This is a genomic window from Mesorhizobium sp. LEGMi-168a (assembly GCF_058312955.1).
The window spans coordinates 104,334-117,415 of the sequence record NZ_JBZEGV010000008.1 but is presented as its reverse complement, the minus strand read 5'-3'; the positions used below and the strand labels follow the sequence as shown (position 1 = coordinate 117,415).

Below are 13,082 nucleotides of genomic sequence, written 5' to 3'. Positions count from 1 at the left end.
GGTTGCATCAGGCTGCAAACGTTCTCTTGTGCGGCGCAGGGGCTTGACACCAAACCTGTTTTGTTCTTCTTATGTTCCGGTAAAACACCACTACAACAGTCGCTGCTAATGCTGCGACGCCGCATAGCGGACGGGATGGAGCCGGGAGCGCGATGCTCGCCACGAACACCGCTTCAGTCGCCACCATCCTGCATGCCGATCTCGACGCTTTCTATGCGTCCGTCGAGCAGCTTCTCGACCCATCGCTGCGCGGCAAGCCGATCGCGGTTGGCGGCGGCGTGGTGCTTGCCGCCTCCTATGAGGCCAAGGTCTTCGGCGTGCGCGGCGGCATGCCTGGCCGCAAGGCGCGCGAGATCTGCCCGCAGCTGATCTTTGTCGGCGGACGCTTCAGCGAATACCAGCGCCTCGGCGACGCCGCGATCAAGGTGCTCGACGATTTCACGCCGCTGGTCGAGCGCATCTCGATCGACGAGGCCTTCGCCGATGTCGCCGGCTGCACGCATCTGTTCGGGCCGCCGGAGGAGATCGCCAAAACCATCCGCCACCGCGTCAAGACGGAACTTGGCCTGCCGATCTCGATCGGGGTGGCGCGGACAAAGCATCTCGCCAAGATCGCCTCGCAGGTGGCCAAGCCCGACGGGCTGGTGGTGGTCGAGCCCGACACCGAGCTCGCCTTCCTGCACGACCTGCCGGTATCGCTGATGTGGGGCGTCGGTCCGGCGACCAAGGCTAGGCTCGCCGAGATCGGCGTCGAGACCATCGGGCAATTGGCGCGCACGCATAGCGGCGCGCTGGAGCGGCTGATCGGCCACGCCGCCGGTCAGAAGCTGGCCGCCCTTGCCTGGAACCGCGACCCGCGAAAACTCCAGACGCATCGCCGCGCGATTTCCGCCGGCGCGCAGTCGGCGCTCGGCCGCAAGCCCGCGCTGCCGCGCGTCTTCGTGCCCACGCTTCTGCACCTGGCCGACCGCGTCGCCAGCCGCCTGCGCGCCAAGGACCGGCCCGGCCGCACCGTGACGGTGCGCGTGCGTTTCGCCGACATGCGCGCCGTCACCCGCTCGGTGACGCTGGAGCAGCCGATCTCGGCCACCACGATGCTGGCCGAGATCGCCCGGGAGCTGGTGCGCGGCGTGCTCACCGCCCATCCGGGCGAGCGGGAAATTTCGCTGCTGGCGATTTCGGTCTCGCATCTTGAGGAGCATGCCGAGCTGCAGCTCGAACTGCCGCTCGGCCTTGCGGACGAGAAGCTGAAGCCCGGCAGCCGCCGGGGGCTGGCCCGCTTCGGCGCCGACCGGGCGGTGGACAAGATCCGCCAGCGGTTCGGCAAAGAGGCGGTGGGCTACGGCACGGTGGCGCTGGAAGCGGCGCGCTCGGTGCCGGATGAATTCAGGGAGCTGGCGGAGAAGGAGTTGTAGGCTGGAGCTGCCAATCTCCCCCTTGCGGGGGAGATGTCGCCGGAGGCGACAGAGGGGGTCGTTGCGCGTGAAGCGCCGGCGCTGTCTGCGACAAGAACTAGCATCGGCGTTCTACGTGAGACGACCCCTCTGGCCTGCCGGCCATCTCACGCGCTCCGCCGTTCGCGCATCCTCAACCCGCGTCCGCAATCTCCCAATCCAGCCGCATTTCGGCGCTCATCGTTTCCCCGTCTTCCAGCGGCGTCAGCCCCTCGCCGTGATGCGCATCGACCAAGTGCGAGACCGGCTCGAAGCAGAAGAAGCCGGCATCGGGCGACGGCGAATAGAGGATGTAGACGTCGAGCTCCGTCGAGGCGCTCAGCGCGATCTTGATCCCATCCTCGAGCTGCGTGATCGAGGCGCGGCCGTTCCAGCCGTCGAAGGCGTTGTTCACCCACTCTAGCGGCAGCGGGATGGGACGCTCGAAGTCCCAACCCGGACACTCGCTCACCGGCACGACGCCGACCGGCAAATGGCGCTCGTCCTCCAGCCAGACGCGCTTCGCCCTCGCCTTCAGCAGGGTCGTGTCGCCGCGCGGGAACCAGGGGTGGAAACCAAGGCCGTAAGGCAGGCGCATGCCGGTGCGGTTCTCCACCGCGAGGTGCGCCTCCAGCGCGCCGTTCTCCAGCGAATAGGTGACGGAGGCCGCGTAGCGGTAAGGCCCGATGGCGCCGTCCTCGAGCACCAGTTCGGCCTCGGTATCGGTGCGATCGACAAGTCGCCACGGTTTTTGGAAACCGTCGCCATGGATCGGAAAGGCCTGGCCCGGCACATTCGGCGCGACGGCATGAAAGCGGCCGTCGAAGGTGAAGCCGCCGCCGGAAATGCGGTTCGACCATGGCACCAGGAGCTGGCAGCCGGACGTGCCGGTGCCGTCCCCCGGCTTCAGCAGCGGAACCGGCGCGCTGCCGATCACCAGCGCGTCGTAGCGGGCGATCGCCGCGCCCTGCTCCGGCGCCAAAACGAGCCGAGCACGGCCGTCGCAAAGCTCCACCATGCAGGCCCTCAACGATGACGATGTTGCCGTTCATCTTTACGCGAATTGGCGGAAAGGAGATGTGAAGTCCGCGGTCGCGGCTCAAAAAAGTTGTGCATCGATGTCGGGCTGGCCAAACGCCGTTCGTCATAGGAGCATAGACCGGCAATCAAAGGAGAAAGATATGCCCAGCACTGTCCGCCTGCACCGCGTGCTCGCAACCAAGCCCGAGAAAGTCTATCGCGCCTTCATCGAGGCGGACGCGCTGGCGAAGTGGCTGCCGCCGAACGGCTTCACCTGCACCGTCCATCACCTGGAAGCAAAGGTCGGCGGCACCTTCAAGATGTCCTTCCGCAACTTCACCACGGGCGACAGCCATTCGTTCGGCGGCGACTATGTCGAGCTCGTTCCGGGTGAGCTCGTGCGCTACACGGACAAGTTCGACGATCCCAACCTGCCCGGCGAGATGCAGGTGACCGTATCCTTGAAGAAGGTCTCGGTCGGCACGGAGATGGAGATCACCCAGGCCGGCATCCCGGACGCCATTCCGGCCGAGGCCTGCTATCTCGGCTGGCAGGAGTCGCTGAAGAACCTGGCGAGGCTCGTCGAGCCGGAGATCAATCAGTAAAGGCTTCATCCGTCTGTCACAATGATGATGCAAATTGGTAGGTGATGGGATTTGCCGAACGAGGATTCTTCGTTCGGCGGCTCCTCGCCCGGCTTGCGACCGGGCTTTCTTTTTCTGGAGCATTCCAGGAAAAGTGTGTGACGGTTTTCCGTCCGGAATTGCGTAAAAAACAAATAGCTAGAGCAGTTCGGCGTTTCCGTGAAACGGCGAACTGCTCTAGGCTTCAGCGGCTTCCAGCTTGGACCGGATAGTGCCGATGGCGTTCACGATGGCCTCAGCGGCATGTCGGTCCAGAGCGATATCCAATAGACCTTCCGTCGTCCGGATCGAGAGGATGCCGATGGCGCCCTTTTCATCCGTGACCGTGCCAACGTGGATTTCGGTCGGCACAAAAGGCCGCGCCTTGTCCGTACGCTTCATCGTTCACCTATGTTGATTGGGCGACAATCGCCCAATTCAGCCGCGCATTCAAGCGGGCTCAGGTTGTGTCGGTCCGATCCTGTTCCACCCGATCCCACCAGACAGGCCGATCAAGGCATCACAGCGCTTGGATCTGGACAGGTGCCTGGTCGCTGACTTAGCTCTCCGTACGGCCACCAATCAGCGGGAGAGCAAATCGGTGAAGGGCTATTGGCTAATCATCGGGACCGAGATTTCGGACCAGGAAGCGCAGGTCGAATATGGCCGGTTGTGGAAGCCGATCGGCGAAAAATATCAGGCGCGCATCAACCCATCGAAAGAACCGCCCCTGCTGATGGAAGCGCGTGATGCACAGCGCTTGATCGTTGTCGAATTCCGTTCATTGGAGATCGCCAAAGCCTGCTACAGCGATCCGGCCTACGGCGAAGCGATGCGGTTTGCGCTCCAAGCGTCAAAACGCGTGCTCGTCATCTTCGAAGGGGACCTCGGGTAAGAGACGAGGTCTGTCGAACAAATGGTTGCCCATGGTGGGGTGAAGGCCCCGCCGAAGGCGTGCCGCGAGCCGAGAACGAGCTTGTGAAGTTACGCGTTTCCCCCGCTTGCCAGAATGGCTGCGCTGGGCTGGATTGGGCCAAGCTTGAATGCACCGGGTACAAAGGCGGAGGGGACCGCGATGGAGTTGCAGGCATCGTCGCAGGCTGACGAGACGGTCGAGCACTACGATCTCGGCCTCTGCCTGTCGGGTGGCGGCTACCGCGCCATGCTGTTCCATGCCGGCGTGCTCTGCCGGCTGAACGAGGCGGGCCTGCTTCAAAAAATCGACATGGTGAGCTCGGTCTCGGGCGGCTCGATCGCCGCCGGACTGCTCGCGGTTCTCTGGCCGCGCCTGACCTTCGCCAATGGCGTCGCCAGCAATTTCCGCGAGCTTTACCTCACGAAAATCCTCGCCTTCTCGCAGGTCTTCCTCGACGCGCCCTCGATCCTCAAGGGCCTGCTCAATCCGTTTTCGAGCGCGGCCAAGGAAGTCGCGGCCTGCTACGAGCGGCATCTGTTCGACGGATCGAGACCGATGCTGAAGAGCCTGACCAGGCGGCCCTGGTTCGTGTTCTGCTCCAGCAATCTTAGCACCGGCTCGCTGTTTCGCATGTCCAACCGCTATATTGCCGATTATCGCATCGGCGTCGCCTATCACGCCGACCTGCCGATTGCGACAGCGGTCGCGGCGTCCTCTGCCTTCCCGCCGTTCCTGTCGCCGCTCAGGCTCGACCTCACGCAATTCGAGTGGCGGAACGACAAGCTCGACCCGAGTGTCGGTCCTGCGATTCCGGCCGGCCGCGCCGTGCTGACCGATGGCGGCGTCTACGATAACCACGGCATCGAGCCGGCGCTGAAGCGCTGCCGCTGGCTGCTGGTCAGCGACGCCGGCGCGCCATGGCGGGCGTCGGGCTCCGGCTACTGGAACTGGTTCTCGCAATTGACGCGCGTGCTCGACACCACCGACAACCAGGTGCGGTCGCTCAGGCGGCGCGACCTCGTCGCCCGCTTCCAGGCGGCCAAGGATGCCGAGCATCTGCCCAATGACGCGCCCCGCCCCGACTATGCCGCCACCCACGGCGTCTACTGGTCGATCGCCAGCAAGCCGGACGCGACCGAGCCGACCTTCGTGCAGAGTGCCGCCACCGCGCCCGCCGATATCGGCACCTCGCTGCATTTCCTGGGGGCCAAGGAAACGATCGACCTCGTCAATTGGGGCTACTGCGCCAGCGACCAGGCGCTGCGCGCCTGGTACGAGCCGGCGGTGCCGCCCGGTAAAGGCGTTCCGCTGCAGGCCGGCGCGGTGAAGCCGGGGCGCTGCGTGGTTGTGTCGAAGACGCTGATGAGCGCTTTCAAGGTGTGAGCGGGTAATCTCCCCCCTTGAGGGGGAGATGTCGCCAAAGGCGACAGAGGGGGTCGCCGCGCGTGGAGCGCCAACGTGTTCTGCGCGTTCACAGGGCGTCGGCGTTCTATGTGAGACGACCCCCTCTGCCCTGCCGGGCATCTCCCCCTCGAGGGGGGAGATTATGCGCCCCGGCGCTTTCGCAAACCACCATCGTGGCGCAATCCAATCCGGTTCGTGCCCTGCACCGCTTCATGCTAACAGAACACTTTCAGCAACGAATGGATCAGGACATGGCAAACAAAGTAGCTCTGGTGACGGCGGGCGGCAGCGGCATGGGCGCGGCGGCGGCGAAGCGGCTGGCGGCGGACGGCTTCAAGGTCGGCGTGCTTTCCTCCTCCGGCAAGGGCGAGGCGCTGGGCAAGGAACTCGGCGGCTTCGGCGTCACCGGCTCCAACCAGTCGAACGAGGACCTGAAGCGCCTCACCGACGGCGCCCTGGAACGCTGGGGCCGCATCGACGTCTTGGTCAACAGCGCCGGCCACGGCCCGCGCGCGCAGATCATCGAGGTCAGCGACGAGGACTGGCACAAGGGCATCGACACCTATTTCCTCAACGTGGTGCGTCCGACCCGGCTGGTGACGCCGGTCATGCAAAAACAAAAGTCGGGCGCGATCATCAACATCTCGGCCGCATGGGTGACCGAGCCGAGCGCGATGTTCCCGACCTCGGCGGTGGCGCGCGCCGGCCTTGCCGCCTTCACCAAGATCTTCGCCAACACCTATGCGGGCGACAACATCCGCATGAACAATGTGCTGCCCGGGTGGATCGACAGCCTGCCGGCCACAGAGGAGCGGCGCGAGGCCGTACCCATGAAGCGCTACGGCACCTCGGAAGAGATTGCCGCGACGATTGCCTTCCTCGCTTCGGAGGGTGCGGCCTACATCACCGGCCAGAATATCCGCGTCGATGGCGGCCTGATGCGGAGCGTGTGAGCCGAACCGCTGGGAAGCATCCGTCGCTCAGCCGTCGCGGCGTTGAGGCGACGGCTTCAACCGTGAAGCTGTCGCGCAAGGAGCGCCGCGCTACGATTGCGGGCAGCCGCAGACTTCCCGGTTGAAGCCCTGCACGCAATGGTAGGAACCGCCATGCGGGCAACCGAAAAGCAAAGAGTAGACGGTGGCCCCGGCGGCCACCAGGAACAGCAACGCGGCGACCCCGAAAATGATCTTTTTCACGGCGGCCTCCGACCAGCGAGCGCCTCGCATCGTATCACAAGGCGAGAGGCTCCGCGATCACGCCAACAGGCAAGGCGTCACGGGGCAAGGGTGAGCGCGAGCGCCGCCGAGGCTCGCAGGGCGAGTCAGCATATCCCCGGCGACGGCGCTGCTCATGCGGGATGCGCCATCAAACGCTGAACTGCTCTACTCGTCCGTCTCCGCCGACGAATCGTCGGTCTCCTCGATCTCGATGTCGGAGCCCGTGCCAGTCGTGTCGGTATCGGTGGCGTCTGCGTTGTCCTCACCCTGATCGTCGTTGTCGTCGCCCTGGTCGTCACCGGATTCCTTTTCGCCGTCATGGCTGCCGTCAGTTCCGCCGCCGCTGTGGCCATCGCCGCCGTCATTGTCGCCGCCGTCGTGGTCGCCGCCATCGCCGCCGTCGTGACCGCCGCCATCGCCGCCATCGTGACCGCCGTCGCCACCCTCGCCGCCACCACCGCCCTCGGACTCGGCGTGGGCCGTGGCCGGAACGAGCTTGGCCGAACCGTCCAGCGTCAGATGATAGGGCGCGATGGTGAGCACCAACGCCGTCGAGGCGCGCAACGTAAGCCAGGCGATCCGGTTGAAGGGAACTTTAGTCATCCAATCCTCTCCTCGTGGTTCCGGCCGCTTCGTTTCGGCCGAAGGTCCGCTTCTGAATCAACGCGGAACCGACAGTTGACGGTGGAAGAATCCGCATCTTGCCGTCGGACCGGAAGCGGCCCACGACCCCTGCGATGCGCTGCCGGACCTTTTTTGCGCCGTTTGGGGACCAAGGTCGCAGAGGCTGGCTCAGCTTTGGATGAACCCGCCGCAATTCCCAGGCGAAAGCTTTACGCCGCCTTAACCAAGCGTTTGGAATTCTTGGGATTTTTATCGATAAGGCCTTGATGGAACCCCGCGCGGCCAAGACCGGCCGTCGCGCATTTGGCCTCCCTCGCCATCAAGCGTCGCCGCATTGTTTGCGGCCGAAAGACAAAGTGATCCTTGGCCGACTTCAAATCGCGCAAGGCGTCGGGTTTGTTGCGGCCCGAATCGAGTTGATGGAGAAGTCGATGAAGCTGCCCGTTCTGGCCCTTGCCGGTATCATGGTGTTGCCCCTGCCAGCAGTCCGAGCCGCGCCGATGCTCGCCGCGCCGGCAACGGAAAGCTTGATACATGAGGCAGATGTGAGATGCGCGTATCTGACCGAGGACGGCTACTGCGTGCGGCCGCACAAGAAGCACCAGCATTGGAAATACCGGCATCATTACCGGCAGGTCTACCGCACCTACGAGCCACAGCCGCCGGACGAGTATTACTGGCGCTACCAGAGTCGGCGACCGATTATCCGGATCATACCCAGCTATCCGCGGCAGGATGACGATAGCTGGGATGGCTGGGACAACTGAGAAGGTGCCCTGGGCCTCACGCGGCCGGAACATCCGCGTTGATGGCGGCCTGATGCGGGGTTATTGAGCGCTTGAATAGAGCCTTGCCTCCGTTACCCTGAGATTTTTGGGAAAGGAGGCAGATAATGAGCGCATCTTTCAGGCTCGGCATTGTCGGCGGCGCGGGCTGGCTGGGCGGCGCCATTGCGGGTGCGGCGCTCTCGGCCGGCGTGGTGCGGGCGGAGGACCTTGCGCTGTCGTATCGGAGGGCGAAGCCCGACCGCTTCCGCGGCGCGTTTTGGACCGACGACAACCAGGCGCTCGCCGACCGCTCCGACATCATCATGCTGTCGGTGCGGCCGCAGGACTGGCCGTCGCTGAGTATCGATGCAAAAGGCAAGCTGGTGATCTCGGTGATGGCCGGGATTCGGCTTGCCGAGATCGGCGAGAAGCACGGCACAGGCCGCGTCGTGCGCACGCTGCCCAACGCTGCGGCCGAGGTCGCGAAATCCTACACGCCGTGGATCGCGAGCAGCGAAGCGACCGAGCAGGACCGCGCCATCGTGCGCGCGATCTTCGCCGGCTGCGGCGTTGAGGACGAGGTCGGCAGCGAGCGCGACATCGACTACCTCACCGGTCTGACAGGCTCGGGCCCGGCCTTCCCTGCCCTGCTGGCGAACGCGATGATGCGGGACGCGATTGCCTTCGGCCTCTCGGCCGACGTCGCGCGCCGCGCCGTCAACACCGTGCTCACCGGCACCGGCCGGCTGCTGGAGCTCAACGACGCCTCACCGGCCGACACGGTGGAAGCCCTCCTCGACTATCGCGGCACCACCGCCGCGGCGATCGAGACGATGCGCGAAGCCGGCTTCGACGAGGCCGTGGCCAAGGGGCTGGCGGCGGCGTTCCTGAAGTCGATCGCGATTGGGAAGGCGTGAGCGGGCGCGCACGCAGCCGCCAATCTCAATCGGTCAAAACTCGATGGATTGCACCAGCTGCCTAGCCTGGCTCAATTCATGCGCGGTTTCCGGATCCTCAGGACTGAAACCGGTATAGGTCGCCATGACATAATCGCGACCGTTGGAAAGATGCCACACGGCGATCAGCTCTTCTTCCCCATCGGAGACGCACTCGACCGAATTGATAGGTCCGGCATTCTCAACCGGCTCATTGAATTTATGAGGCAGGTTTGCACAGAAGTTTGTGATTATCTGGCGCAGGTCACCGATGGTGATATCGGGAAGTTCGCCGTTCTTGTAGCGAGCTATCGAGAACTGGAGCGCCCCGCCAACTAAGGGACCAGCCAGTGTCGGCGGCCACTTGTCATCCAGGTCGTCGGTTATGTCCACCCATTCTGGCGGAAGCTCGAAATGCAATCCGTGAAATTGAACCCACATGACAATCTTCCTAACGGAATGGACCAAGTGGGATAGCAGATCGGCTCAAATGTCCACCACGGTCGGCTGAAGCGGACCTCAGCGACAACTTCCATGGCTTGGCCGATTCGAACCGTCGCTCGGACAGCAGAAGCAAAATGCATCCATTCGCTTCGATATGCCTAATCTTTCGGCAGAAATTCCTGCAATATTAAGTAAAATTTATCGATCTTCGCGCTTAAATTGCATTAGAGCCCCCTTATTCTCTCTGACTTAAAGAATTGATCGCTGAAATATAACTTTTCTCTGTACTATATGGCGATTCCTTGGAACGATAACCTGAATTACAAGTTGATCCGGCATCGATCGGTTGAACTCGTATCGCCCGATTCAAACAGGCCGTGCAGCACGAGGAGATTGTCCGATGACCAGCATCGTCAACGCGGTAGGCGTTCCTCTTCCCTATAGCGGCACGTCCACCCATTGGTTCTCGGCATCAGGCTCTGGGCCGGACTTGTGGGGCACCTCCGGAAATGACACCTTCTATGGAGCCTCCGGTGTCAATGTCACCATGCACGGTAGCTACGGCGATGACATCTATTACCTCTATGCCGCGGGCAACAAGGTGGCCGAGGGGTACGGCGCAGGCATCGACACGATCAGCACATGGATGAGCTACAAGCTCCCTAACAACGTCGAAAACCTCGTCGTCACCAACGCCAACAACTATGCTTTCGGCAATGCGTTGGACAACATCATCACCGCCAAGGCCGGTCATCAGACGCTGGACGGCGGCGCGGGAAACGACGTTCTGATCGACGGCGGCGGCGGCTACGACACTTTCAGCATCACGAACGGCAACGGAAGCGACCTGATCGCCAATTTTGCAGCGACCGATACCGTTCGCCTCAATGGCTACGGCTTCATGTCCTTCGATGCCATCCGGTCGAACATGGTCCAGGCGGGACCGAACGTGGTGCTGAACCTCGGATCCGGCGAGATCCTCATGTTCAAGGACACGACCATCGACAAGTTCCAGCCCAGCCAGTTCGAGCTGCCGATCAACAAGGTCGGCATGACGCTGTCCTTCAACGACGACTTCAACACGCTGAGCCTTCACAATAGCCAGGGCGGCACCTGGGATTCCAACTTCTGGTGGGGGGCGCCGAACGGCAGCACCCTGACCCAGAACGGCGAACTGCAGTGGTATATCGACGCCAATTACGCGCCGACGAGCTCCGTCCATCCGTTCAGCGTGGCAAACGGCGTGCTCACCATCACCGCGGCGCAGACGCCGGCCGACATCAAGCCGCTGATCAACAACTACGAATACACCTCCGGCCTCCTAACGACCCACGACACCTTCTCGCAGACCTATGGCTATTTCGAAATGCGGGCCGACCTGCCGGAAAACACCGGCGCCTGGCCGGCTTTCTGGCTGCTTCCCGAAGACGGCTCGTGGCCGCCGGAATTGGACGTCGTGGAAATGTACGGACAGAGCCCGAACTCGCTTCTGATGACCGCGCACACCCTTGAGACGGGAGTGCACACCAAGATTGGATCGACGGTGAACGTTTTGGATACCCAGGGCTTCCACACCTATGGCCTGCTTTGGACGCCGGACAAGCTCGTCTGGACCTATGACGGCGTGCAGGTGGCGGAAGCGGCGACGCCGTCCGACATGAACAAACCCATGTACATGCTGGTCGACCTCGCGATCGGCGGTCAAGCCGGCGCGCCTCCGGATCATCTAGCCACGCCGGCTCAGATGAAGATCGACTACATCCACGCCTATACGCTGGCCGACGCGCCGGCGAGCACCCTGAGCCTCGCCAGCAGCAGTCTCGCCAGCAGCAGCCTCGCCAGCGCCAGCACCGCCACGTACAGCACCGCCAGCAGCACGCTTCACGGCGGTTCCGAGTTTGGGGGCCACGCGTAAGGTCTCGGGATCATGCAGCGGCGGGGAATGCGGAAATGACTCGACCGTCGGGCCTGCGGCCGGTGTTCCTGCGCGCCATCGCCGATGTCGGCGTCTTCTCGTTGCTGATCAACATCCTGCTCTTGGTGATCCCGCTCTACCTGCTGCAGGTCTATGACCGCGTCCTGCCCTCCTCCAGCGTCGAGACGCTCGCCTACCTCTCGGCCATCGCGGTGCTGGCGCTCGCGTTCCTCGGCTTCCTCGACGCGGTGCGGGCCGTCTACACGCAGCGCGTCGCGGCGACCGTCGACCGCAAGCTGGGCGCCAGGACATTCGCCATTTCGCTCGGCGCAAAATATGCCGGCGGCCTGTCGCCATTGCGCGACCTCGCCTCGGTCTGCGCCTTCATCCGGTCGCGGGGCGTGGCGGTTCTGTTCGACCTGCCCTTCGCTCCTGTCTTCCTGGCCCTGCTCTATCTCATCCATCCGGTGCTGTTCTGGGTGACGGTCGCCGGCGCGGTGGTTCTGCTATTGCTGGTCGTGGCGAACCAGCTTGCGATCGGCAGGAAGGATGCCTTGTCGGCGGAGCGTTCGGCTTTAGCCAGCCAGGCGGAGCAGGTCTTTACCCGCAACGCCGAAACGCTGCGCGCTATGGGCATGGTCGATGGCGCCGCGCGGGTCTGGGGACGGCATGTCGGCGAAGCGCTTATCCTGCATGACCGCTCCGCGAGCGCCAACGCGATTTTCAGCGGCGCTGCGCGGGCGCTGCGCATGATGCTGCAACTCGCGATCCTCGGCGCCGGCGCGTGGCTGGTGATCGGGGGACAGATGACGGCGGGCATGATCTTCGCCTCCTCGCTGGTGTCGTCGCGCGCGCTGCAGCCGCTCGACCAGCTGATCGGCGCCTGGCGCCAGATCGTCGACGCCCGGCGAGCCTGGAAGCGGCTGGAGACGGCGCTTGCGGCGCAGCCGGCCGAGGCGCGGAAGCTGACGCTCCCCGATCCGTCCGGCGCGATTTCCGTGCAGGACGTCTTTTTCATGGCGCCGAATGCCCAGCCCGGCACCGAACCCATCCTCAAGCGGCTGAATTTCCAAATCGGCGCCGGCGAAGCGCTGGCGATCATCGGCCCGAGCGGCGCCGGCAAATCCACGCTGGCGCGGCTCATTGTCGGTGCCACCCAGCCGACCGGCGGCTCGGTCAGGATCGACGGCGCCGACCTCAGGACATGGGACGAAACTCAGCTCGGCAGAAAGATCGGCTACCTCGCGCAGGAGGTGGAGCTCTTTCCCGGATCGATCGCGGAAAACGTCGCCCGTTTCGACGCGCAGGCGGAGGACGGCGCGATCATCGAGGCCGCAAGGCGCGCCGATGTGCATGAGCTGATCCTGGCGCTGCGCGACGGCTACCAAACCAGGATCGGCCCGTCGGACAGGACGCTGTCGGGCGGCGAGCGCCAGCGGATCGGACTGGCGCGCGCCTTCTACGGCAATCCGCGCATCCTCGTCCTCGACGAGCCCAGCGCCCATCTCGACGGCAGCGGCGAAACGGCGCTCGAAGCGGTGCTTGTCGCCGCGCGCGCGGCGGGCGTCACCACCATCGTGATCACGCACCGCCCTTCGATCGCCGCGGCCTGCGACCGCGTGATGCTTTTGCGCGGCGGCATGATCGAGGCCTTCGGCCCGAGCGGCGAGATGCTAAGGCAGCCGGTTGCCGGCAAGGGCGCTCCCGCGCAGCAGGGCACGGTGGTGACCGGATCGTTCACGCCGACGATCCGCGCCCCCGGCATCCGCTTCGGGTCGTAGGCG

14 protein-coding genes are annotated in these 13,082 nt (G+C 64.1%); 9 read left to right on the top strand and 5 right to left on the bottom strand.

Annotated elements, in window-relative coordinates; translation table 11 throughout:
- Nucleotides 1–152 precede the first annotated feature (152 nt).
- Entirely contained in the window at nt 153–1,415 is a 1,263-nt protein-coding gene (gene dinB, locus AC4FWB_RS13775; RefSeq protein WP_491026634.1) for a DNA polymerase IV, read from the top strand.
- A gap of 172 nt (nt 1,416–1,587) precedes the next feature.
- Here the strand turns inward: dinB and AC4FWB_RS13770 are convergent, their stop codons facing one another.
- A complete protein-coding gene (locus tag AC4FWB_RS13770) occupies nt 1,588–2,451 on the bottom strand; it encodes an aldose 1-epimerase (RefSeq protein WP_491026633.1) in 864 nt (287 codons plus the stop codon).
- Between the two features lie 163 nt (nt 2,452–2,614).
- On the opposite strand from AC4FWB_RS13770, the gene AC4FWB_RS13765 reads away from it, so the two are divergent.
- Nucleotides 2,615–3,058: an SRPBCC family protein gene (locus AC4FWB_RS13765; protein ID WP_491026632.1), complete on the top strand. Its 444-nt coding sequence runs from the start codon at nt 2,615–2,617 to the stop codon at nt 3,056–3,058.
- A 216-nt stretch (nt 3,059–3,274) separates the two neighbouring features.
- On the opposite strand, the gene AC4FWB_RS13760 is transcribed toward AC4FWB_RS13765, so the two are convergent.
- The gene (locus AC4FWB_RS13760; RefSeq protein ID WP_491026631.1) at nt 3,275–3,478 is read right to left on the bottom strand and encodes a hypothetical protein; all 204 of its coding nucleotides are present in this window, start codon (nt 3,476–3,478) and stop codon (nt 3,275–3,277) included.
- Between the two features lie 199 nt (nt 3,479–3,677).
- Between AC4FWB_RS13760 and AC4FWB_RS13755 the strand changes: the two genes are divergently transcribed.
- The 3 genes from AC4FWB_RS13755 (at nt 3,678) to AC4FWB_RS13745 (ending at nt 6,349) form a co-directional block, all read left to right on the top strand.
- The gene (locus tag AC4FWB_RS13755) at nt 3,678–3,971 is read left to right on the top strand and encodes a DUF1330 domain-containing protein (protein ID WP_491026630.1); all 294 of its coding nucleotides are present in this window, start codon (nt 3,678–3,680) and stop codon (nt 3,969–3,971) included.
- Between the two features lie 180 nt (nt 3,972–4,151).
- Nucleotides 4,152–5,375: a patatin-like phospholipase family protein gene (locus tag AC4FWB_RS13750; RefSeq protein ID WP_491026629.1), complete on the top strand. Its 1,224-nt coding sequence runs from the start codon at nt 4,152–4,154 to the stop codon at nt 5,373–5,375.
- A 272-nt stretch (nt 5,376–5,647) separates the two neighbouring features.
- A complete protein-coding gene (locus AC4FWB_RS13745; RefSeq protein WP_491026627.1) occupies nt 5,648–6,349 on the top strand; it encodes an SDR family oxidoreductase in 702 nt (233 codons plus the stop codon).
- A gap of 90 nt (nt 6,350–6,439) precedes the next feature.
- On the opposite strand, the gene AC4FWB_RS13740 is transcribed toward AC4FWB_RS13745, so the two are convergent.
- Both AC4FWB_RS13740 and AC4FWB_RS13735 read right to left on the bottom strand, forming a co-directional pair.
- Nucleotides 6,440–6,592 (bottom strand): hypothetical protein, encoded by a 153-nt coding sequence (locus AC4FWB_RS13740; RefSeq protein WP_491026626.1) that lies wholly within the window; start codon nt 6,590–6,592, stop codon nt 6,440–6,442.
- 186 nt (nt 6,593–6,778) lie between these two features.
- A complete protein-coding gene (locus AC4FWB_RS13735; RefSeq protein ID WP_491026625.1) occupies nt 6,779–7,216 on the bottom strand; it encodes a hypothetical protein in 438 nt (145 codons plus the stop codon).
- 284 nt (nt 7,217–7,500) lie between these two features.
- Between AC4FWB_RS13735 and AC4FWB_RS13730 the strand changes: the two genes are divergently transcribed.
- On the top strand, nt 7,501–8,004 hold the full coding sequence (locus AC4FWB_RS13730; protein ID WP_491026623.1) for a hypothetical protein: 504 nt from the start codon (nt 7,501–7,503) through the stop codon (nt 8,002–8,004).
- 125 nt (nt 8,005–8,129) lie between these two features.
- A complete protein-coding gene (locus AC4FWB_RS13725) occupies nt 8,130–8,921 on the top strand; it encodes a pyrroline-5-carboxylate reductase family protein (RefSeq protein ID WP_491026622.1) in 792 nt (263 codons plus the stop codon).
- 33 nt (nt 8,922–8,954) lie between these two features.
- Here the strand turns inward: AC4FWB_RS13725 and AC4FWB_RS13720 are convergent, their stop codons facing one another.
- Nucleotides 8,955–9,380 (bottom strand): hypothetical protein, encoded by a 426-nt coding sequence (locus tag AC4FWB_RS13720; protein WP_491026621.1) that lies wholly within the window; start codon nt 9,378–9,380, stop codon nt 8,955–8,957.
- A gap of 403 nt (nt 9,381–9,783) precedes the next feature.
- Between AC4FWB_RS13720 and eglC the strand changes: the two genes are divergently transcribed.
- Both eglC and AC4FWB_RS13710 read left to right on the top strand, forming a co-directional pair.
- Nucleotides 9,784–11,298 (top strand): endo-1,3-1,4-beta-glycanase EglC, encoded by a 1,515-nt coding sequence (gene eglC, locus AC4FWB_RS13715; protein WP_491026620.1) that lies wholly within the window; start codon nt 9,784–9,786, stop codon nt 11,296–11,298.
- Between the two features lie 35 nt (nt 11,299–11,333).
- Nucleotides 11,334–13,079, top strand: coding sequence for a type I secretion system permease/ATPase (locus tag AC4FWB_RS13710; RefSeq protein ID WP_491026618.1), 1,746 nt, complete (start codon nt 11,334–11,336; stop codon nt 13,077–13,079).
- Nucleotides 13,080–13,082 lie beyond the last annotated feature (3 nt).